This is a genomic window from Pseudomonadales bacterium, assembly GCA_024234615.1.
Taxonomy (GTDB): domain Bacteria; phylum Pseudomonadota; class Gammaproteobacteria; order Pseudomonadales; family IMCC2047; genus JAJFKB01.
In genome coordinates this window covers 462501-484673 of record JACKNY010000001.1, presented here as the reverse complement: position 1 = coordinate 484673, position 22173 = coordinate 462501, and the positions used below count along the sequence as shown (strand labels likewise).

Sequence of the window (22173 nt, the reverse complement as noted above, 5' to 3'; positions counted from 1 at the left end):
ACGCAGCAATAGACTTCCCCTACTCTCCCTTTATGTGTGAAGGAACCATCAGATTCATTCTTTAAATAATAAAATAACAAACGCTTGAAATAATCACAGCACCCAACAGATTAATAGCAAAACCATGCCTCGCCATTTCCCGGATAGATACCTTACCACTACCGAAGATAATCGCATTGGGTGCTGTTGCCACCGGCAACATAAATGCACAACTCGCGCTCATCGCTGCCGGAACCATCAATAATGCTGGCTCAATATCGGTTGCCAGTGCTGCTGCAGCAAGGATTGGCATGAGCAACGTCGTGGTCGCAGTATTGCTGGTCATCTCCGTCATAAAGGTAACGACTAAACAGACTGACAGCAAGAGTAATATTACCGGCAGTGCTGATAATCCGACTAATTGATCCGCAACTGCCTCGCTCAAACCAACACTACTAAACGCCTTCGCCAGAGCAATGCCACCACCAAATAAAATTAACATTCCCCAGGGAATTTCATTGGCGGACTCCCAATCCAATAGGCGACCACCTTTACCATTAGAAACCATAAACATCAGTACGACCGCAGATAAGGCTACCGTTGCGTCGTTGGCATTGGGCAGCCCCAACCAGTCGCTCCAACCCCCAAAGGGCTCATTGCGGGTAATCCACGCCAACGCCGTCAGGCCAAACAACAACAGCACCCGAATTTCAGCCTTTTGCCAGCGTCCCATGGGCGGAATATCGATATTCTGTTCCGTTTCCATCTTACGCGTTAACCACCAAGCGATCACAGGAATTAAACAAACCACCACTGGCAACCCCCACTGCATCCAATCCAGAAAACTTAATTCGATGCCCGTGCTTTCGGTATAGACCTTCATAAAAATAAGGTTTGGAGGCGTACCGATGGGCGTTCCCATCCCCCCGACGCTAGCTGCATAACAAATTCCCAGCAATAAAGGGATGGCCAGCTGCTTATTTTTAGCATTCTCTAAAGTTGCCAGTGCAACGGGCAACAGCATCAACGTGGTCGCGGTGTTGGATATCCACATACTTAGCAACGCCGAAGCCGCCATAAAGCCGAATATAATCCGGCGATTATTAGTTCCGCCAAAGAGGTTCACCATGCCCAGAGCAACACGTCGATGCGCACCATTTTTCGACATTGCTGTGGACAGAATAAAACCGCCCAAGAGCAGTAGGATTAACGGATTGCCATAGGATTCAGCCACTTCATCATGACTCAGTACACCGAAAAGGGGGAATACCGCTAAAGGAATTAACGAAGTTGCCGGAATCGGTATAGCTTCGAAAATCCACCAGATCGCACAAAGTGTTATGATCGCTGCCACCAGTGCCGGAGCTGTCGGCCACTGTGCTTGCAGCATGGCAAAAGCAACCGCACCGGCTAATACCAGCCCACCCCAGAGTGCAAAAAATCGAACACGGCTTACTTCCATAAATACCAATCAGCTCTTATTTTTATCTTCTGATTGTAACGAAATGCTGGTTAGGCACAATATAAATCTTTACGCTCGTTGGCTTAGCTTCTATGCTGCGGCGATAAAATGCCGAGTAATACTCTGCTTTGTTGAATTACCTTTTTTGGATTGGGGTTGCATGCCTGTGTCAATCACATTGACTATCGCCTTTATCGGAATTGCTAGTTTGCTGTGCCAATGGCTGGCATGGCGGGTAAAATTACCTGCCATTCTTTTCCTTTTATTGACCGGGATTGTTCTAGGTCCAGGTATTAATTGGCTCAACCCCGACCAACTACTAGGCGACTTATTCTTCCCCTTAGTTTCCCTGAGCGTTGCAATCATTCTCTTTGAAGGCAGCCTCACCCTCAAATTTACGGAAATTAAAGGACTTGCAAATGTAGTACAACGACTGGTCAGTGTCGGTGCCCTGATTACCTGTGGTATTGCTGCAATCGCTTGCCATTCACTACTGGATTTTAGTTGGTCAATGAGCCTGTTGATGGGCTCACTGGTGGTGGTGACAGGGCCAACTGTTGTTATCCCCATGCTGCGCAGCGTCAGACCAAACCGGCGTATTGCCAACGTGTTACGCTGGGAAGGCATTATGATAGACCCCATCGGCGCTTTGCTCGCCGTACTGGTTTATGAGTCAATTATTTCATTAGGTACCGGTGACGATCTTACCCATACTTTTTATCTGTTCTTCCAAATTTTGCTGGCAGGTGGCTTGATTGGCTGCGCTACAGGCTACGCACTCGGTCTTATTTTGCGTTTCCGACTACTCCCCAGCTACCTGCACAATCTTGGCACTATCGCCCTCGTCTTAATGGCCTTTACCTTAAGTAATACAATGGCTGAAGAATCCGGACTGCTTTGTGTTACGATAATGGGCGTATGGCTCGCCAACATGCGCGATGTCAACGTAGAGGACATCCTTTCCTTCAAAGAAAATCTGTCGATACTCCTTATTTCTGGACTGTTCATTTTACTTGCGGCACGTATCGAGTTTGCAGACTTGGCGCTTTTGGGCTGGCCAGCGCTAGTCCTGCTGCTCATCATGCAGTTTGTTGCTCGTCCACTGGCCGTGGCATGTTCCACGTTCAAATCTGATCTTAGCTGGAAAGAGCGTGCCCTGATTTCCTGGATCGGGCCACGCGGTATTGTCGCCGCAGCGGTGTCCGCATTTTTTGCTTTACGCTTAGAGTCTGCCGGTTTTACAGAAGCCAAGCTGCTCGTCCCGCTCACCTTCATTATCATCATTGGCACAGTAGTGTTGCAGAGCACCACATCACGCATACTTGCCAGACTCCTACAAGTCGACGAACCATCACCGCGCGGATTTCTTGTCGTTGGCGCCAATGATGTGGCCTGCGCATTGGCGACCGCTCTTAAAGACGTGGGTTTCAACGTATTATTAACCGACACCAGCTGGGAAAATATTAGCGCGGCGCGAATGAAGGGCTTTAATACCTTCTATGGTAATCCAGTTTCGGAATATGCCGATACCCACCTGGATTTGGTCGGTATCGGACGATTACTGGCGCTGTCACCACAACGTGATTTTAATGCGGTGGCCTGCATGCGCTATCGCCCGGAATTCGGTGAGCATAACTTGTTCTCTATATCTATTATTTCGGAAAGAGCTGGCGCCGAAAAACATCGAGTGTCATCTCGACATAAGGGCCGAACGCTTTTCAATCGAGACCTGACCTACGGTAAATTCGCCAGCTTACTCAACAAAGGCGCAAAAATTCGCACCACTAACTTAACTGAGAATTTTAGTTTTGAAGACCTGTTGCAGAACGATAAAGCCCGTCTTTATCCTCTTTTTGCCATCAATAAAGCCGGTAGGCTGCATGTCATCTCAGATGAAAACCAGGTAAACCCCAGCGCAGGATGGTCAATCATCAGCTTGGATTATGAAGAGTTGGAGTCAGTAAATACCAAAAGCCAGACCAGTCGCGAGGTTCAAGCCTAACTCTTCGCATTTCACAAGAACAGCATCCGTCACCTCTCCCTGCGCGACCATAGGTTCCGCCACCTTTTTCATCGGGTAACCCAAGAGAATACGGTCTATTTCACGTACTGCACCGCTGCCATCATTACCCGCGCTCACGAACAATGCATAGGACAAATTTAGTCCATACTCTTGCGCTGGATAATAGGTGCGGTCAAAGAAATCTTTTATTGCACCAGACATATAGCCGAAGTTTTCGGGCGTACCAATGATTACCGCATCGCTGCGAATGAGGTCCTTTATATCAGCATCGAACGCTCTAATTAATCGAGTTTCAACCTCCACTTCTTGCAGGGCCCCGGTATAAACCGCTTGCGCCATTCGCTCTGTATTACCTGACTGGCTATGATATAGAATCAGTAGTCGTTTACTGCTCACAAACGTCACCTTGATAAACTCACTGAAAAAGACAATGTCACACCACCGGCAAGTGCGTACATTTATCGCCACTATACCAGACCAAGCATTCACGCAAAGACTGGTGCAAGCCAGCGCATTACTAAAAGACCAGGCCCCCTTAAAGGATTTACGTTGGATTGACCCTAAAAATTGGCATATTACACTACGCTTTTTAGGTAATCTGAATCCCCGTCAATTAGTGGTTTTGCCGGCAGTACTCAGCAAAACATTAGCCGGACACCAACCCTTTAGCATCCGGTTTAAGTGTATTCACTGCTTCCCTTCAACCAGCAAGCCACAAGTTATTGCCGCATTGTTTGCACCCAGCTCTGAGCTGCTGGCGCTTGCAAGAGCCAGCGAATTAGCCGCGAGAGCAATTGCCCTAACACCTGAAGATCGGTTATTTCGTCCCCACATAAGCCTTGCCAGATATTCCAAGCGGCAACCCGCCTATCTACCTCAAGCAATAACCTTTGATAGCCTGCCACTAGCCATTAACCAAGTGATAATTTTTAGTAGTGAATTAACCTCTTGCGGCCCCATTTACAAACCATTGCACAAGCTACCTCTAACTATCTCCTAACCAGCGCCGGAGACTCTAATTAAGAAAAAATTTGCTGATTAAAGCAAACCGATACATGGCCGAAATAGCTAATAATTTCTATAACTTAAGTGCGAAAACACAACTCTTCATCTACTATTGATAGTTAAACCATTACCATAGTTTGATAATGATAAGAAAACCTCGACACTCTCTCTCACATAAGCTCATCAAGCTGAGCATCCTATTAGCCCTTGCTATTAGTCTCTTAATCGGTACGGTTCAAGTCTCACTCGATTATATGGAGCATAGCGAAGAGAAGGCGCTTATCGTTAAAAAGATTCTCGACGTTGCTGCCCACACTGCAACCCGCGCTGTTCAAACGTCAGACAAGGCACTAGCCGATCACACGATCGCAGGATTGTTAGAGTATCCCTTTATCGTTCAGGTTAAGATTTTTGATATCGATAACCAGCAATTGGGGCAACGGCAAATAGCACCGCGCAAAAGTGCCACTCGCTTTATCACCCGTCTGCTGGATACAGAGTTTCGCGACTACCTTATTCCGCTTGAAAGTATTGATTCCACGCCTAAGCGTAATCTCGGCGTACTCTCCATTACCGTTGATCAGGATGTGCTCTTTACCAGTTTTTATAGCCACGCTTTTTCGCTTCTCACTGGTAACTTTATTGCTCTTCTGATCCTGACTTTCGTACTTCTAGCCCTATTTTCCAGCTATGTAACCCAACCTCTGATTACTATCGCCGAGAAAATCCGGTTGATTGATCCGCGGGCGCCGGAAAAACAACGGCTCCTGGTAGAAAATAGGAATAGCGACGATGAGTTAGGACAATTAGTCCTGTCCTGTAACAAATTTATCCAAGCGACCGAGGACCTTATTACCGAACGCCACCAAAATGAAACCGCATTACTACGTAACGAAGAGCTCCTCGTAAAAACCAATCGTCTCGCCAAAGTGGGTGGCTGGGATTACTCTATCGAGACTGGCGAACTGCTTTGGTCAAAGGAACTCTGTAACATCCTTGGCTTGCCTGCCGGTTATGAGTTAGATCTGAATGATATCTATAATCGCATCGATCTAGAACATAAACCTAGCGTTGAAAAAGCACTTTCACAATCAGTCAAATCTGGAGACCCTTTCGATATCAAATTTAGTATGGTTCGCGCCGATAATAAAAACATTTGGGTTAGAGCAATCGGCCTCGCCACTACGCACAAGGGTAAACCCGTTTGGTTTTCCGGCATATTACAAGACAACACAGAAAATAGACGCTCGGAACAGGCGCTAATGCTTAGGGATTTCGCCTTAAACCAAACCCCGGACTCAATACTCACCATCGACTCGAGCGGTACGGTCGTGGTAGCTAACGACACCACCTGCGAGCGCTATGGCTACACTCGAGAGGAATTGATCGGTCAAACAGTTGATATTTTCAACCCTGATTTCGAAATGACGGCTTGGGATAAATGGTGGTCGGCGGTCAAGACCAATGAGAAGCTAGTAACCAACACTTACAACAGCACAAAAGCAGGCGAGCGATTCCCGGTCGAAATTTCCACTGGTTATTTTATCTATGACGACAAAGAATTCTGCATCATGTCCATCAAAGACATCACTGAACGCAAACAGCAGGATGAGGAGATCCAGCATTTAGCCTACCACGATATCCTAACCGGGCTGCCAAATAGATCCCTTTTACAGGACCGTCTGCGCCTTGCCATTACGACAGCTAGACGCCATCAATATATTGGCGCACTGTTATTCATCGATCTGGATGACTTTAAGAAAATCAACGATTCTCTCGGACACCCCACAGGTGACGAAGTGTTAAAAGAACTGGCTAACCGGTTCACGGCAAATCTGCGAGATGAAGACACTGTTGCCCGTTTAGGTGGTGACGAATTTGTGGTGATTTTGCCTTATCTCAGCGCTGATATTGAAGAGGCTGATCAAAAAGCACTGGGATTTGCAGAAAAACTTCTCGACCTTGTTTCCCTGCCTCACCACATTTTAGGTCATGAACTTCAGGTCACTGCTAGCATCGGCATGGTACTCTTTCCAGATGCAGCGGAAAGTGCCGACTCCATTTTACAATTTGCCGACACCGCCATGTACCAGGCAAAAGCGCGAGGACGCGCCAACATCACCCGTTTTACGGCAGAAATGACGACCAAGGCCAGCCGCCAACTCTCTCTAGAAAATCAATTACGTAATGCCCTGAATAACGAGGAATACCTACTCTATGTACAGCCCCAATACAATTATCAAAACCGCCTGATTGGCGCCGAAATATTACTGCGCTGGAATTCCCCCACGATTGGACTCGTCTCACCAACGGAATTTATACCTATTCTGGAGTCAACCGGCATGGTCTTCCAGGTCGGCGAGTGGGTCATCCGCCGTGCTTGTCAACAAATCAAACTTTGGCTAGATCAAGAGATATGGCAAGACGGCCTAACATTAGCCGTAAATATCAGTCCACGTCAGTTTAGACGACCGCAGTTTGTCAATGAGGTTTCAGACATCTTACAGGAAACGGACATCCCTCAACGGCATTTGGAAATCGAGATCACCGAGGGTATGGTCATTCATAATATCGAAGAAATCGTAGAAAAACTGAATCATATTAGAGAGCTGGGAGTGATGGTCTCTATTGATGATTTTGGCATGGGCTATTCCTCATTAAGTTACCTTAAAAAATTGCCCATCGACACGCTCAAAATAGATCAATCTTTTATCCGCGACCTTCCCAATGACCTTGACGATGCCGCCATAGTGACCGCCATTATTGCCATGGCCAAACAGCTTAATTTACGCGTCATCGCTGAGGGCGTAGAAACTAAACAGCAGATAAACTTCCTCCATGAGAATGATTGTCTTGAATTCCAGGGCTATTATTTTAGCAAGCCTATGCCTATCAGTGAATTTGAATCGTTATTACTCACCGAACAGACCGACGTCATTTCTCCCCTGGCTAGTTAAATAACCTTTCCACACCAAAAGGAATCTACATCATGCTCTATAAAGAATATAAAGTGCTGGCTGTTTCCGAAGGCGCCTTAGGCACATTATTTTTAGGCGCCTCAGGTATGCCGTTAAAAAAGTTAGAGGTCACCTTAAACAAAGAGGCTGCCGATGGTTGGCAGTTAGTGTTTCAAGTTTTAGAACAAAAGCGTTTTTGGTTATTCTGGCGGCGCGAAACGGTGATTATTACACTGGGCAGAGCATAACTTTATGGATGCACAGAGTATCGCTACAGAAGAAGAGCGCCTCCGGCTGGCAGTGCGAGAACTCAGTGATTCTGCACGTAATCAGTTTTATACTCAACTCGAGCGTCAGGTCAAAGATCCCGATACCTATGCTGTCTTGAACTACCTATTTATCAGCGGCTTGCACCATTTCTATTTGGGCAATTGGTGGCGAGGCCTGATTAACTTGGCGGTATTTGTTGCAGCTATTGTTCTGATGTTCACAAACAACCTATGGCTAGGTATTATTTTACTACTTACTATTACCATTGCTGAACTCTACGCCCTCTTCCACTCCCAACTGATCGTCCGCGAGCACAATAACCGTCTTATGCAGCAACTGCTAGTGGCACTCAGTAAACACGAAGCTTAGTCACTTGGTCTATCATCCAAAATCTAAGGCTTATCCTTATCGGATTGCTGCTCAATTAACCGGTCAATTTTTTCCTCTAACACATTCAGCATATGCTCCACTTTTTCCAGCTTTTCTATGCTTAGCTGCTCTTGCGCCGAAACATTTTCTTCCTCCCGCGTCATAAAGAAAGCCGAGAAGCTGGCTGTCAACATTGAAAACAAGCCAACCCCCATAGCAATCAGCAAGCCGGCAAATACTTTGCCAATATTACTGACAGGAACAATATCGCCATAACCGACAGTGGTGATGGTCACCCAGGCCCACCAGAGGCCATCCCAGGGTGTTTTGATCGCTGGATCAAGACTGGCAATAATCACACCGGCAAAGACGATAATAATAAAACTTGCCAGCAATGTAATACCAAGGTGGTGTCGACTCAGCAATTGACGCAATGCGCTGGAAACGTGAATCAGCAGCCCTAGCAAAACTAATAATCGGAATACTCTAAACGCGGCTAACGGATAGCTTTGCTGTTGCTGTAGCAGGAAAGGTATCGCCACCAGGATAATCAACAAATTCATCCAGTTGGTTTTTAAATAATGTGCTCGATTTTCAACCAGACTTGCCAGCACAGCCGTTTCCAGAACAAACAACAACCACACTGAGAGGCTGGTATATTGAGAGTACTCCAGGGTCAGTTTGCCAGTAACATCGAGATACCATTCCAACAGCACCCAAAAGGAAACAAAGACCATGGGCCATTCAAACACATGCCCCCACCAAATCGCTTTTGCACGCTCCTGTGGGTCGACACCCGCTAATCCGATCAAGGATTTAAAAGGCTTAAAGGACATAGAATTACTCTATTCAGCTCGGCAATGATAAGATTATTGCGTTAAGACCGCTAACGCAAATATTGTATCCTTTCGCGAGAAGCTCTAAGCTTCATTTTCCTTTTAATTAAAGCCCTTGAGCGTGATGAGCAACGACAATACCGCCGAAGCCTCTCTCGACAGTCTCTATAAAATTTTTACTGTCCCTGAATCTCCTGGCTCGACCCTCGCAAAAATCGATCGCGAAATTTCTGAAAACCTGCTGGGGTTTTTACGCACTCGAATTGTCGCCATCGAAAAAGATATTGACGAAATCGAAAAGGATTTCGCAGAATCCGCAATACCTGAGTTGCCCCGATTCGTCTCAGATCACACGGAATTTCTACTCGATAGCCTAGTTGCTCATTCCGTTCACACTGCGGCCCCCGGATTTATTGGCCACATGACTTCGGCGCTACCCTACTTCATGCTGCCGCTATCCAAAATCATGCTGGCGCTGAATCAAAATTTAGTGAAAATTGAAACATCTAAAGCCTTTACACCGCTGGAACGTCAATTACTCGGTATGATGCACCGCTTGGTTTATAGAGAGGGAGACGATTTCTATAACAAGTGGATGCATCAAAGCAACGCTGCGCTTGGGGCTGTCTGTTCCGGAGGGACTATCGCAAATATCACGGCATTGTGGGCCGCACGCAATAATGCATTTCCCGCGACAGATGGTTTTTCTGGAATCCAACAAGATGGGTTTTATGCAGCACTCCAGCACTATGGTTATAACGGCGCGGCTATTTTAGTCTCTGCGCTCGGACATTATTCGTTGAGTAAATCCGCGGACATCTTAGGTATCGGGCGCAACAATATTATTCCGATTGAAACGGATAGGAATTTTCGTGTCAAAGCTGAATTACTCGAACGACAATGCAAGGCACTACAGCAAAAAAAGATAAAAGTGGTGGCCATTGTTGGTGTCGCTGGCGCTACCGAAACCGGCACCGTAGATCCGTTAGAACGCTTAGCTGAGATCGCTCAAGAATCGCAATGCCATTTTCATGTAGATGCTGCATGGGGAGGCCCGACACTATTTTCAGCACGGTATGCACACCTCTTAAAAGGTATAGAACAGGCCGATTCGGTGACTATCGACGCGCACAAGCAAATGTACACACCTATGAGTGCGGGCATGTTGTTATTTAAAAATCCACAATCGGTAACCGCGATTGAGCATCACGCTGCCTACATATTGCGCAAGGGGTCAAAAGATTTAGGTGCCACTTCGCTGGAAGGTTCGCGCTCTGGAGCCGCACTATTGATTCATGCCGGGCTACATATTATCGGACGCCAGGGCTATCAACTGTTAATTGACCAAGGTATTGATAAGGCAAAGTATTTCGCAAGTTTGATAGCAGCGGACACCGAGTTTGAACTGATCTCAAAGCCAGAGTTGAATATACTAACTTATCGACTCACACCCCACCCAATCAATGCTGAACGAGCACGCTTAACCGCAACCGAATCATTACGTGTGAATAGTCTGCTGAACCAGCTCACGATATTGATTCAGAAAACACAGCGCCAGCGGGGCAAAACTTTTGTGTCACGAACACTGCTAAAACCAGCAACCTATGACCAACAACCGATCGCCGTATTCCGGGTAGTGCTGGCAAACCCGTTGACCACAAAGGAAATACTTCAGCAGGTGCTACAGGAACAAAAAGCCATTGCACAAGAATTCGAAGCACAAGCTATCATTGATGAAATTTTAGACGTCTTCAACACTTCACCTGCGGTGTTCACATCATAGGGTTAAACAATAAAAGAAGCTCAGATTAACTAACAGGATCAGACAGCATGATTAATTGGGATGAAACTCCAGCAGCAATATGGCGTAAACGTAAAGGTCGCCTACGCGCGGTAGTGGATATCGACCCTATTAGCCGCCAATCTTTAGTAGGCATTGATCGACAGATCGAACAGATAAGCGGCAATACAGAACGTTTTCTTGCTGACCTGCCCGCCAATAACGCATTGCTTTGGGGTGCCAGGGGAACCGGTAAATCAGCCCTGATTAAAGCGCTCCTAAACCAATACAAAACCCAGGGTCTGCGGTTAATTCAGGTCGATAAAGATGATCTTATCGATTTACCCGAAATCGTAGATGAGATTAGAGAGCAGCCGTTCCACTATATCGTTTTCTGTGACGACCTTTCCTTCGAGGCTGGGGAAAACAGTTATAAGCCGCTGAAAAGTATTTTAGAAGGCTCAATTGAACAGCCACCACAAAATATATTGCTCTATGCCACCTCCAATCGACGTCACCTAGTACCGGAGCAGCTCCAGGATAATCTTGATACTCAGGTCGGTGAGAGTGAAATTCATTATAGTGACGCCGTCGAGGAAAAAATTTCACTGTCGGACCGATTCGGACTTTGGATTTCTTTTCACGCCATTAGCATTGATGGCTACTTGGCGATAGTGGATAGTTATTTCAAAGGATATTGCGGAAATCGTCAGCAACTACATGAGGCTGCTAAATTATTTGCTATGACTCGAGGGGCCAGAAGCGGCCGCACAGCGAAACAATTTTTTAATTTTTATATGGGTCGCTCAAGCAACACACTGCCATAAGGGCTTTAGCACGGAAGGCACTGGTGACCGCCAATATATTTATTAACGGTCACGGCTAACCTATTAGCTATTGCTCTGCTTGTGCTGCTTTATAGGCTTTAATCTGTTCATTGAAGTTTTGTGCCAAAACCTGCATCTTATCAACGACCACATTATAACGTTCAACATTAGCTTTTTTTGCCTCATCGGTTAAGCTATCAGCGTTGGCCTTTTCCTCTTTTTCCATGCAACTCAAAAAAGCTTCCCCGTCAGCAATATATTTTTTAACCGCCTGCTGCCCCGCCACCATTTCATCCGTCGAGGCGCTCGCGCCATCAGGCAGCTGTACGTCATTCGGCTCTGAGCAAGATTCTGCAATTGCATATCCAGCGCCAAGAACACTTAACGCAAAAGTGACAGAAACCAATATTTTTTTCATCGGGCCATTTCCTCTTATTGTAGGCTTACCAAGAGCCATGTTGATTACACCTTATGCGGCTTAACGCGCATCTTACCACTAGGTTTAGCACAAGCAAATCCCTATGATAACCGCCATTAAGTTAGTCGAGCCTCACCTTAGAAAAATAACTAGAGGCAGATGCCAGCAGGTTCTATAGGACTATTTAGCGCCACTCTGTAATTGATTCACCCTGTTTTGCAACTGAGTGATGCTACTGACTAATTGACGCCGGGCGGCATCAATTGCCTCGATGGCTTCTTCATTAGACTGGAGTCGCTTCGCCAAATCCTTGGGCGCATCTTTCAAGCGATTTTGAATAATCTCCAGCTCACTTCTCAATAACAGCAATTGTTCGGAATGATCTTCTACCGACGCTCTCAAAGTTGTATTTTCAGCCATCAACTGACTATTCACCTGTTTCAGCTTAGCGGTGAACTCTGTTTGTTGTTTTTCCAAAGCACTTAATTTTGTCTGACTGGTCTTCATCTCCCCAGTGGCGTTTTTAAGACTGGTTTCGATCGTTTTGAGTTTATCGGTATTTTGTTCAATAGCAGTTTTATTACGCTTATAGGAAACATCCCAGAGCTTACGAATTTCCGAATCAAAAAACTTAAATTTTTCCTCAATGACACTACCTGACTGCGTTACACTTGACCCAGTTGCAAACACTTCATGGCTGAGTTGGTCAATTCGTTTGATTGCTGAGCTTAATTCATTTTCCGTTGCCTCAGACCGGCTACTGACCTGCCATACCTGGAACGCAAGCACCCCACAAACCAGTAACAACGTAATGATGACAAGAGAGAATATCCACGGACGACCGTTTGATTTCGCTATGCCCACCGAAGTAGCCCTTCCACTATTTGACGTTGCACCAGCTGCTGGTTGTCCTTGCCTGGATTGTTGTCGATAGCGCGCATCATCGCGGTCTACTGATAAACCGGACATCACGTCTATATCGTCTTCATCTCTTCTAGGCATCTTTGATTCACTTAGCCGGGCCACGGCGATTTTTTAATTATAGGAAAGCTTCGCAGCATTCGCGCATATTTTTATAGTTCAATGGCTAAAACCATCGCATCTTCTCGTGCTTTCTGCGCTGGATAATAACCTTTACGAGTCCCTATTTCATTAAATCCTTCCGACTGATACAGCTGAAATGCGGCGCGATTAGAAACCCTGACCTCCAAAAAGACCACTTTTGCGCCTCTTTGTTCGGCTCTAGCGAGCATAAATCGAAGCAGCGATCTTCCCAACCCACGCCTTTGGTAGACGCTATCAACGCTAATATTGAGCAAATGAGCCTCACCAGCGGCCACCGATAAAACGGCATGTCCAGCGTGCGTATTATCACACATGAGCATCCAGCACTCATAGTTAGCAGTTATACAACTGGCAAAATTTTCTGTTGTCCAGGGAAAGTCATAAACACGCCGTTCGATAGCTAATACGCTCGCCAAATCCTGCTGCTCCATCGGCCTGAGATGAAACTCCTTCGGAAAATCAAATGCTGCCATCAGGTGCCATTCGCAGCGAGTCGACACAGGGGTTGAATGTCACGCCACACATCTCGCTTGCATAATGGCTGCGCTAGTATGTGATCAATACTGTCAGTGATTAACGCGGGGTAGTCCATAATCGACCAGAGTTTCCCCTGCGCATTGGCTAACTCCGCTTCGTGCGGCAATATATAGCGACCGGCTGTCTCACCCATGATCAGAACAAACCTTAATTTTTGCCCATCAACCTGGGTGTTTAAAAATGCTTGCATGGCCTCCAACGCTGCTGCTGTGCTTTGATCGACCTGCTGATTTTGCATTGGCCAATCAAAAAAAACTGGCTTTGCCGACTCAGGATCAGTCACGCCCAGAACTAACAGCATATCCGACAGAAGCCTGTGTTGTGCACTGGTCATATGGGCATCCGTTTCGGCGGAAAAATCACTGATGACCATACAATGACCAGGATAGAGCATCGAGACCAAGCGGAACTGGTGGCCACCCTGATCCGCTATTGGCTCTGCTAACCCCCTATCCGTTACAGCATGCTCCATGCGCCCAACTGCCGTCACCTCTATTTTCGCCGCTTTATTATCGAACGCAATCGGTGCGGCTTTCTCATCCAATATAAAATTTAACGCTGGAGGCAACTTTGCTCCAGGCAAAACGACCCTGGGTAACCACGTTTGGATACCCAGGGCGTCGAGATATTGCTGCCGCACAATTGGATTCAAACCCTTCCCCTTAGGTATTAAACACCTTCCACCTGCGGGTGGGCGCGCGTTGTTTTGGAAAGAATAATGTTAAGTGCGTTCAGATACGCCTTCGCCGAAGCAATAACAATATCGGTATCTGCACCCATACCATTCACTATCCTGCCGCCCTTCTCTAACCGCACCGTCACTTCTCCCTGCGAATCAGTTCCACTAGTAATCGCATTGACAGAATACAGCTGCAGATTGGTGCCACTATCAACAATTGATTCAATGGCTCGGTAAGTCGCATCCACCGGCCCACTACCCTCCGCTTCGGCATGTTTTATTTCACCGCCAACATTTAAGGCTAGCTTGGCATTGGGTGTACTATCCGTTTTCGAGGTAACTTCCAAAAAATCCAGTTGGTACAAGTCCTCAATATGTGCTTCCTGTACATCTGTCACCAGTGCTTGTAAATCTTCATCGAAAATTTCGTGCTTCTTGTCCGCAAGTGCTTTAAAGCGAGTAAAGGCCTCATTAAGTTCTTCCTGGTTAGTAAATTCAATACCTAACTCCTCAAAACGCGCCTTCACAGCGGCACGTCCCGAATGCTTGCCTAGCACCAGCTTATTCGTATTCCAACCCACATCTTCGGCACGCATAATCTCGTAAGTTTCTCGAAACTTCAAAACGCCATCCTGGTGAATACCAGACTCGTGTGCAAAGGCATTAGCACCGACAATGGCCTTATTCGGTTGTACCGGAAACCCTGTCACACTAGCGACCAACCGGGAGGCCGGTACAATTTGGGTAGTATCGATACCCGTTTCTACCGGAAATATATCACGCCGGGTTTTCACCGCCATTACAACTTCTTCTAGCGCTGCATTACCCGCACGTTCGCCTAAACCATTAATAGTGCATTCGACCTGTCGCGCCCCATTCACTACTGCCGATAACGAATTAGCTACCGCCAAACCCAAATCATTATGACAGTGGACCGAGAATACTGCTTTGTCAGCGTTAGGCACATTTTGAATCAGCCGACCAATGATCTGACCATACTCGAGCGGTTCACCATAACCAACAGTGTCAGGAATGTTAATGGTGTTTGCCCCTGCAGTAATCACCGCTTCAATCACGCGACACATAAACTCAAACTCGGAGCGACTGGCATCTTCCAGTGAAAACTCAACATCATCGGTAAATTGTCGCGCCAATTTAACGGCACTGACCGCCTGAGTATGTACCTGTTCGGGGGTCATCTTCAGCTTGTATTTCATATGGATAGGCGACGTTGCAATAAAGGTATGAATCCTTGCTGCTTTAGCTGGCTTCAACGCCTCGGCGGCACGCTCTATATCTGCCACATTGGCCCTTGCCAAGCTACAAACTCTACTTTCCTTCACGGCTTCAGCGACCGCTCTTACAGCTTCAAAATCGCCTATACTGGCGATTGCAAAACCAGCCTCGATAACATCTACACGCATTTTTTCCAGCGCTTTGGCAATACGTACTTTTTCATTTTTGGTCATTGAAGCGCCAGGGCTTTGTTCACCGTCACGCAAAGTAGTATCAAATATAATTAAGCGTTCTTTGGTCATTTTTAACTCCATCTTAACTCAGCTATTATAACCACGCAGACAGACGTGCTAAACCACAAAACGTCGCAGGTTATAAAATAAAAATTGGGAACTAACTAAATGAAACTGACTAGGGGATATAGAAGATTATCTGCCCTAAGGCAGCAGAAGATGAAGCAATTGAGTAACGGCTAAATAGGCCGATGCCGCCACGGTGCAACCACAAGCTTTAAAAATAGCGTAATGTTTGATTGAATAGGTCATAGTAAATGAATAAATTAAAATACTCTCGTCTGCACTATAGCGGTTAAAATGGTGTTTGCCAACCCAGAGATGAGCGGCTTTAACTCAATTAGATCAAAATACGCTCTATTCTATAATGCTCACTAGCAAAAATAACGATAAAGCTTTGATCTTTTACTAAAAAACTATAGAATTAAAAAAATTTTGCACCGCACAATAATGGAGTTAACAATGCCCGAACAGGCGCAAACAAAAACAACTGAATTTGTCGACCAACTGAACAATTTGATCAGTGACTTTAAAGTACTGGATGACGAGTCTGCCGCGCGTATGAACCAAGAGTTTCGTGCAGCCATCGCCAAAATCACCAAGGGCATGTCCCCCATTGGCCTGATAAATGCCTATATTGATTGGCTCGGCCACCTATCTCTCTCACCTGGAAAACAGCTGCAACTGATACAAAGTTTAGGGGGCAAGCTCTATAACCTCGGTACCTATACCGCAGAATCGATAAAGGGTAATGGTATTGAACTAGACCCACCATCATCCATCAAGGATAGAACTTTCAGCACTGAGGGATGGAATAGCTTCCCCTTTAATTTTTTCTCGCAGTCTTACTTGCTAGCGCAGCAGTGGTTTAAGGAGGCGACCGGCAATGTCGATGGCCTCACCAAAGATCATGAAGAAATGGTTAACTTCATTAATGAGCAAATCTTGGGGCTGCTATCACCTGCTAATTTTCCCATTACCAACCCTGAGATAATTCAGAAAACCAAGTCCGAGCAAGGTGCAAATCTAAAACGCGGACTTGAAAATCTAATTCAGGATGTAAAACAGGAAAACGGCAGTAACGATGCGCCAGGCTCCGACCAATTTGTCGTAGGGAAAAATATTGGCATTAGTCCAGGTAAAGTCGTTTATCAAAATCAGCTCATTGAATTAATTCAATATAGCCCTTCCACTGAGTTGGTAGGAAAAGAACCCATACTGTTCGTGCCGCCCTGGATAATGAAATACTATATTTTGGATCTTTCACCCAAAAACTCCATGGTGAAATACCTAGTTGACCAGGGTAAAACTGTCTTCATGATTTCCTGGAAAAACCCCACAGAAAAGGAGCGCGATTTGGGAATGAACTCCTATCTCGACTTGGGGTTAATGGAGTCCCTAAAGGCTATCCAAGCAATTGTGCCAGGTGCTAAGGTTAATACTGTTGGCTACTGTATCGGCGGCACCTTACTGCTGATCGGTGCAGCCGCGCTTGCCGGTCAAAACAACGGCATCATTAACTCAATCACACTGCTCGCTGCACAGGCCGATTTTTCAGAGCCTGGCGACATCAAGCGTTTCCTAAGCGACAGCCATTTGGCCTTTCTGGAGAGCTTAATGTGGAAGCAAGGTTATCTGGATGCTGACAACATGGGCGATGCGTTTAAAGCGCTACGGCCAGGAGATTTGATCTGGGGACCCATGATTCAGCGCTATTTTCATGGTGAAGAAAGCTTTATGAACGATCTAATGGCCTGGAATGCCGACGGCACAAGAATGCCCTATCAGATGCATCATGAATATCTACGAAAAATGTATCTGGATAATGAACTGGCACTGGGACACTATGAAGTCAATGGCCGTAAGGTTTCGCTATCGGACATAGAGGCACCTATGTTTGTGGTTGGCACACAAACAGATCATGTCGCTCCATGGAAGTCCGTTTATAAACTACATCAGCTTACTAACGACGAATTGACGTTCTTATTGACCTCAGGTGGCCACAACGCTGGCATTATCAGCGGCCCAAGCCATCCACGCCGCAGCTATCAAGTGCATACTCGCAAGCCGCGCGACAAATACATCTGTGCCGAGACCTGGCAAGATAGCATGGACTCCAACCAGGGATCATGGTGGCCAGTTTGGAATCAATGGCTTGACCAACAAATGTCTGAACAGCGCAAGCCGCCTCGAACCGGAAATGCGGCCAAAGGCTATAAAGCAATTAAAGACGCTCCGGGTGAATACGTGCTTGAGCCGTAAATAGCAACTATCACCGTTGTACATTAAGGCTGCCTTTCGGTAGCCTTTTTTATCCATCATTTTTGCCCGCCAATAAAAAACCCCAGCCGGAATTAACCGGCTGGGGTTTTAATTTAAAGCCTGACGATGACCTACTCTCACATGGGGAGACCCCACACTACCATCGGCGATGAGTCATTTCACTTCTGAGTTCGGCATGGGATCAGGTGGTTCCAACTCTCTATGGTCGTCAGGCAAAACCTTTCGTGCTTTGCCACTCCTTCGCACCGCGAAGGAGCACAATGCACTTTAACAATACGGCTATGTGATCAATACGTTTCTCTTATCGTATATCTGTGCTTGTTGATCTGGCTTTATCCCTACAACACCGCTTTGGCGTTATATGGTCAAGCCTCACGGGCAATTAGTACTGGTTAGCTCAACGCCTTACAACGCTTACACACCCAGCCTATCAACCTCGTCGTCTTCGAGGGCCCTTTAGGATCCTTAAGGATCAGTGAGATCTCATCTTGAGGGGGGCTTCCCGCTTAGATGCTTTCAGCGGTTATCCTGTCCGATCGTAGCTACCCAGCAATGCCTCTGGCGAGACAACTGGAACACCAGCGGATCGTCCACTCCGGTCCTCTCGTACTAGGAGCAGCTCCTCTCAAATCTCATACGTCCACGGCAGATAGGGACCGAACTGTCTCACGACGTTCTAAACCCAGCTCGCGTACCACTTTAAATGGCGAACAGCCATACCCTTGGGACCTGCTTCAGCCCCAGGATGTGATGAGCCGACATCGAGGTGCCAAACACCGCCGTCGATGTGAACTCTTGGGCGGTATCAGCCTGTTATCCCCGGAGTACCTTTTATCCGTTGAGCGATGGCCCTTCCATACAGAACCACCGGATCACTAAGACCTACTTTCGTACCTGCTCGACTTGTCAGTCTCGCAGTCAAGCGTGCTTGTGCCTTTACACTAACCTCATGATTTCCGACCATGATTAGCACACCTTCGTGCTCCTCCGTTACTCTTTGGGAGGAGACCGCCCCAGTCAAACTACCCACCACACAGTGTCCTCGACCCGGATAACGGGCCAGAGTTAGAACCTCAAACATACCAGGGTGGTATTTCAAGGGCAGCTCCACGATAACTGGCGTCACCGTTTCAAAGCCTCCCACCTATCCTACACAAGTAGGTTCAAAGTTCACTGTGAAGCTATAGTAAAGGTTCACGGGGTCTTTCCGTCTAGCCGCGGATACACTGCATCTTAACAGCGATTTCAATTTCACTGAGTCTCGGGTGGAGACAGTGTGGCCATCGTTACGCCATTCGTGCAGGTCGGAACTTACCCGACAAGGAATTTCGCTACCTTAGGACCGTTATAGTTACGGCCGCCGTTTACTGGGGCTTCGATCAAGAGCTTCGCTTACGCTAACCCCATCAATTAACCTTCCAGCACCGGGCAGGCGTCACACCCTATACGTCCACTTACGTGTTTGCAGAGTGCTGTGTTTTTAATAAACAGTCGCAGCCACCTGGTTACTTCGACCACCAACAGCTTACGCAGTAAATGCTTCACCGTCAGTGGCGTACCTTCTCCCGAAGTTACGGTACCATTTTGCCTAGTTCCTTCACCCGAGTTCTCTCAAGCGCCTTGGTATTCTCTACCTGACCACCTGTGTCGGTTTGGGGTACGATCCCTTATTACCTGAAGCTTAGAAGATTTTCTTGGAAGCAGGGTATCAACCACTTCGCTCTCATAAATGAGTGCTCGTCATCACGCCTCAGCCTTAAGAGTCCGGATTTGCCTAAACTCTCAGCCTACACGCTTAAACGCGGACAACCAACGCCGCGCTGGCCTAACCTTCTCCGTCTCTCCATCGCAATAATAAGAGGTACAGGAATATTAACCTGTTTCCCATCGACTACGCATTTCTGCCTCGCCTTAGGGGTCGACTCACCCTGCCCTGATTAGCATGGGACAGGAAACCTTGGTCTTCCGGCGTGGGGGTTTTTCACCCCCATTATCGTTACTCATGTCAGCATTCGCACTTCTGATACCTCCAGCAACCCTCTCGAATCACCTTCAACGGCTTACAGAACGCTCCTCTACCGCTCATCCTAAGATGAACCCGTAGCTTCGGTGGCTAGTTTGAGCCCCGTTACATCTTCCGCGCAGGCCGACTCGACTAGTGAGCTATTACGCTTTCTTTAAAGGATGGCTGCTTCTAAGCCAACCTCCTAGCTGTCTAAGCCTTCCCACATCGTTTCCCACTTAACTAGCACTTGGGGACCTTAGCTGACGGTCTGGGTTGTTTCCCTTTCCACGACGAACGTTAGCACCCGCCGTGTGTCTGCCATGCTCATACTCACTGGTATTCGGAGTTTGCATCGGGTTGGTAAGTCGGGATGACCCCCTAGCCGAAACAGTGCTCTACCCCCAGTGGCAATACATGACGCGCTACCTAAATAGCTTTCGAGGAGAACCAGCTATCTCCGGGCTTGATTAGCCTTTCACTCCGAGCCACAGCTCATCCCCGTCTTTTTCAACAGACGTGGGTTCGGTCCTCCAGTTGATGTTACTCAACCTTCAACCTGGCCATGGCTAGATCGCCCGGTTTCGGGTCTAATCCTAGCAACTATGCGCCCTATTAAGACTCGGTTTCCCTACGCCTCCCCTATTCGGTTAAGCTCGCTACTAAAATTAAGTCGCTGACCCATTATACAAAAGGTACGCAGTCACAGAACAAGTCTGCTCCCACTGCTTGTACGCATACGGTTTCAGGATCTATTTCACTCCCCTCTCCGGGGTTCTTTTCGCCTTTCCCTCACGGTACTGGTTCACTATCGGTCAGCTAGGAGTATTTAGCCTTGGAGGATGGTCCCCCCATATTCAGTCAAGATAACACGTGTCCCGACCTACTCGATTTCACACCATCTAAGATTTCAGATACGGGGCTATCACCCACTATGGCGGCACTTTCCAGAGCCTTCTCTTATCTACAATAATGCTTAAGGGCTAATCCGCGTTCGCTCGCCGCTACTGACGGAATCTCAATTGATTTCTTTTCCTACGGGTACTTAGATGTTTCAGTTCCCCGCGTTTGCTTCGTACACCTATGTATTCAGTGCACGATGACATCTTATGATGCCGGGTTGCCCCATTCGGAAATGTCCGGGTCAAAGGCTGTTTACCGCCTCACCGAACCTTATCGCAGGTTACCACGTCCTTCATCGCCTCTAGCTGCCAAGGCATCCACCGTATGCGCTTAATTGCTTGACCATATAACCCAAAACAGTGTCTTGAGTTGATCATTTACGCCAGATATACGCTTGATGAATGTGTTTGCACACACTCAGAGAATCGTATTACTACCTTAACATTGAGAAGTCGCTAAACTTCTCGTTAAGTTTTGTTTGCATACTGCACAGTCATTTCAAACCATTACTGATTCGTCATTTCCATGCCGCTTGCATACAAGCTATCACATAACCATATTGTTAAAGAGCATTGAACCTTACGGTTCCTGGTTAAAAACCAGATCTAAATGATTCATCAACCCCAATCACTTAGATCTTTTCTCTAACCTTTTACTTTCATCCTTGAGCCGACCTTTCCTACCTATCCCGCTCAACCAACCGGCTTTACTAAGCCAAATTGAGTTAGGCAAGGCGCGGATGGGCGAAGCCTATTAACAATAGGTGAGCCAATTCGCAACGCCGCATCACTCAATTTGGTGGAGCCAGGCGGGATCGAACCGCCGACCTCCTGCGTGCAAGGCAGGCGCTCTCCCAGCTGAGCTATGGCCCCTCGCTTGTCTTTTTTGCCCTGGCCTGCGTTGCACCCCCAGGGCACTTCCGCTGGGCGCGCTCCTATTCGGTCGGTCATGTACCTGCTCGTACATTCCCTCTCTCAGGCGTCACGCGCCTTGTCCAGAACAAAAAATCCTAACCGAGCATGTTACCGGTACCCCGGTGTTAACACGTATTCTCACAGGCTTTCTGTGTTTCGTGCTAACCACACCACTCACCTCTTATGAGGAGATTTGGGTTAGGCTAGGCGTGGAGAGGCGTAGTGTGCGAGTAGCACATGAGCATCTTCACAACGACGCATAACACAAATCTGGTGGGTCTGGGTGGATTTGAACCACCGACCTCACCCTTATCAGGGGTGCGCTCTAACCAACT

The 22173-nt window shown here is 47.1% G+C and carries 16 protein-coding genes, 2 tRNA genes and 2 rRNA genes (1 of these 20 cut by a window edge); 8 read left to right on the top strand and 12 right to left on the bottom strand.

Annotation, left to right across the window (positions count from 1 at the left end; translation table 11 throughout):
* Positions 1-61 precede the first annotated feature (61 nt).
* Positions 62-1441 (bottom strand): SLC13/DASS family transporter, encoded by a 1380-nt coding sequence (locus tag H6995_02345; protein ID MCP5213827.1) that lies wholly within the window; start codon positions 1439-1441, stop codon positions 62-64.
* Between the two features lie 160 nt (positions 1442-1601).
* Between H6995_02345 and H6995_02340 the strand changes: the two genes are divergently transcribed.
* Entirely contained in the window at positions 1602-3443 is a 1842-nt protein-coding gene (locus H6995_02340; GenBank protein MCP5213826.1) for a sodium:proton antiporter, read from the top strand.
* On the opposite strand, the gene H6995_02335 is transcribed toward H6995_02340, so the two are convergent.
* Positions 3399-3803 (bottom strand): flavodoxin family protein, encoded by a 405-nt coding sequence (locus tag H6995_02335; protein ID MCP5213825.1) that lies wholly within the window; start codon positions 3801-3803, stop codon positions 3399-3401. The two genes, H6995_02340 and H6995_02335, sit on opposite strands and share 45 nt — an antisense overlap.
* Positions 3804-3894: 91 nt before the next feature.
* On the opposite strand from H6995_02335, the gene thpR reads away from it, so the two are divergent.
* The 4 genes from thpR (at position 3895) to H6995_02315 (ending at position 8065) form a co-directional block, all read left to right on the top strand.
* Positions 3895-4464: an RNA 2',3'-cyclic phosphodiesterase gene (gene thpR, locus H6995_02330; GenBank protein ID MCP5213824.1), complete on the top strand. Its 570-nt coding sequence runs from the start codon at positions 3895-3897 to the stop codon at positions 4462-4464.
* A gap of 148 nt (positions 4465-4612) precedes the next feature.
* Positions 4613-7426 (top strand): EAL domain-containing protein, encoded by a 2814-nt coding sequence (locus H6995_02325; protein MCP5213823.1) that lies wholly within the window; start codon positions 4613-4615, stop codon positions 7424-7426.
* A gap of 32 nt (positions 7427-7458) precedes the next feature.
* Positions 7459-7674 (top strand): DUF4177 domain-containing protein, encoded by a 216-nt coding sequence (locus H6995_02320; protein MCP5213822.1) that lies wholly within the window; start codon positions 7459-7461, stop codon positions 7672-7674.
* Positions 7675-7678: 4 nt separating this feature from the next.
* Positions 7679-8065 (top strand): TM2 domain-containing protein, encoded by a 387-nt coding sequence (locus H6995_02315; protein ID MCP5213821.1) that lies wholly within the window; start codon positions 7679-7681, stop codon positions 8063-8065.
* Between the two features lie 23 nt (positions 8066-8088).
* On the opposite strand, the gene H6995_02310 is transcribed toward H6995_02315, so the two are convergent.
* Positions 8089-8901, bottom strand: a complete 813-nt coding sequence (locus tag H6995_02310; protein ID MCP5213820.1) for a two pore domain potassium channel family protein — start codon at positions 8899-8901, stop codon at positions 8089-8091.
* 121 nt (positions 8902-9022) lie between these two features.
* On the opposite strand from H6995_02310, the gene panP reads away from it, so the two are divergent.
* Both panP and H6995_02300 read left to right on the top strand, forming a co-directional pair.
* Positions 9023-10684 carry a putative pyridoxal-dependent aspartate 1-decarboxylase gene (gene panP / locus H6995_02305; GenBank protein ID MCP5213819.1) on the top strand — a complete coding sequence of 554 codons (1662 nt, stop codon included), beginning with the start codon at positions 9023-9025 and terminating at the stop codon, positions 10682-10684.
* Between the two features lie 47 nt (positions 10685-10731).
* Positions 10732-11508 (top strand): ATP-binding protein, encoded by a 777-nt coding sequence (locus H6995_02300; GenBank protein ID MCP5213818.1) that lies wholly within the window; start codon positions 10732-10734, stop codon positions 11506-11508.
* A 67-nt stretch (positions 11509-11575) separates the two neighbouring features.
* Here the strand turns inward: H6995_02300 and H6995_02295 are convergent, their stop codons facing one another.
* The 5 genes from H6995_02295 to H6995_02275 all read right to left on the bottom strand — a co-directional run bounded on the left by H6995_02295 (position 11576) and on the right by H6995_02275 (position 15745).
* A complete protein-coding gene (locus H6995_02295; GenBank protein MCP5213817.1) occupies positions 11576-11926 on the bottom strand; it encodes a hypothetical protein in 351 nt (116 codons plus the stop codon).
* Between the two features lie 180 nt (positions 11927-12106).
* Positions 12107-12928, bottom strand: coding sequence for a hypothetical protein (locus H6995_02290; GenBank protein ID MCP5213816.1), 822 nt, complete (start codon positions 12926-12928; stop codon positions 12107-12109).
* 71 nt (positions 12929-12999) lie between these two features.
* Complete coding sequence (rimI, locus tag H6995_02285) at positions 13000-13464, bottom strand: ribosomal protein S18-alanine N-acetyltransferase (GenBank protein ID MCP5213815.1); 465 nt, start codon at positions 13462-13464, stop codon at positions 13000-13002.
* Positions 13464-14180: a hypothetical protein gene (locus H6995_02280; GenBank protein MCP5213814.1), complete on the bottom strand. Its 717-nt coding sequence runs from the start codon at positions 14178-14180 to the stop codon at positions 13464-13466. Before H6995_02280 ends, rimI begins: the two co-directional genes overlap by 1 nt.
* 17 nt (positions 14181-14197) lie before the next feature.
* A complete protein-coding gene (locus H6995_02275) occupies positions 14198-15745 on the bottom strand; it encodes a 2-isopropylmalate synthase (protein MCP5213813.1) in 1548 nt (515 codons plus the stop codon).
* A gap of 552 nt (positions 15746-16297) precedes the next feature.
* Here H6995_02275 and H6995_02270 point away from each other — a divergent pair.
* Positions 16298-17998, top strand: coding sequence for a polyhydroxyalkanoic acid synthase (locus H6995_02270; protein ID MCP5213812.1), 1701 nt, complete (start codon positions 16298-16300; stop codon positions 17996-17998).
* Between the two features lie 118 nt (positions 17999-18116).
* Here the strand turns inward: H6995_02270 and rrf are convergent.
* The 4 genes from rrf to H6995_02250 all read right to left on the bottom strand — a co-directional run.
* Positions 18117-18232 (bottom strand): 5S ribosomal RNA (rrf, locus tag H6995_02265).
* Between the two features lie 132 nt (positions 18233-18364).
* A 23S ribosomal RNA gene (locus tag H6995_02260) occupies positions 18365-21275 on the bottom strand.
* 445 nt (positions 21276-21720) lie between these two features.
* Positions 21721-21796 (bottom strand) — tRNA-Ala (locus H6995_02255).
* Between the two features lie 313 nt (positions 21797-22109).
* Positions 22110-22173: transfer RNA gene (locus H6995_02250), tRNA-Ile, on the bottom strand; it runs 13 nt beyond the window's last position.

Bases quoted from the DNA above. Each gene is read 5' to 3' on its own strand.
- H6995_02345 (MCP5213827.1), bottom strand. From the start codon at position 1,441: ATGGAAGTAAGCCGTGTTCGATTTTTTGCACTCTGGGGTGGGCTGGTA.
- H6995_02340 (MCP5213826.1), top strand. From the start codon at position 1,602: ATGCCTGTGTCAATCACATTGACTATCGCCTTTATCGGAATTGCTAGT.
- H6995_02335 (MCP5213825.1), bottom strand. From the start codon at position 3,803: ATGGCGCAAGCGGTTTATACCGGGGCCCTGCAAGAAGTGGAGGTTGAA.
- thpR (MCP5213824.1), top strand. From the start codon at position 3,895: ATGTCACACCACCGGCAAGTGCGTACATTTATCGCCACTATACCAGAC.
- H6995_02325 (MCP5213823.1), top strand. From the start codon at position 4,613: ATGATAAGAAAACCTCGACACTCTCTCTCACATAAGCTCATCAAGCTG.
- H6995_02320 (MCP5213822.1), top strand. From the start codon at position 7,459: ATGCTCTATAAAGAATATAAAGTGCTGGCTGTTTCCGAAGGCGCCTTA.
- H6995_02315 (MCP5213821.1), top strand. From the start codon at position 7,679: ATGGATGCACAGAGTATCGCTACAGAAGAAGAGCGCCTCCGGCTGGCA.
- H6995_02310 (MCP5213820.1), bottom strand. From the start codon at position 8,901: ATGTCCTTTAAGCCTTTTAAATCCTTGATCGGATTAGCGGGTGTCGAC.
- H6995_02300 (MCP5213818.1), top strand. From the start codon at position 10,732: ATGATTAATTGGGATGAAACTCCAGCAGCAATATGGCGTAAACGTAAA.
- H6995_02295 (MCP5213817.1), bottom strand. From the start codon at position 11,926: ATGAAAAAAATATTGGTTTCTGTCACTTTTGCGTTAAGTGTTCTTGGC.
- H6995_02290 (MCP5213816.1), bottom strand. From the start codon at position 12,928: ATGCCTAGAAGAGATGAAGACGATATAGACGTGATGTCCGGTTTATCA.
- rimI (MCP5213815.1), bottom strand. From the start codon at position 13,464: ATGGCAGCATTTGATTTTCCGAAGGAGTTTCATCTCAGGCCGATGGAG.
- H6995_02275 (MCP5213813.1), bottom strand. From the start codon at position 15,745: ATGACCAAAGAACGCTTAATTATATTTGATACTACTTTGCGTGACGGT.
- H6995_02270 (MCP5213812.1), top strand. From the start codon at position 16,298: ATGAACCAAGAGTTTCGTGCAGCCATCGCCAAAATCACCAAGGGCATG.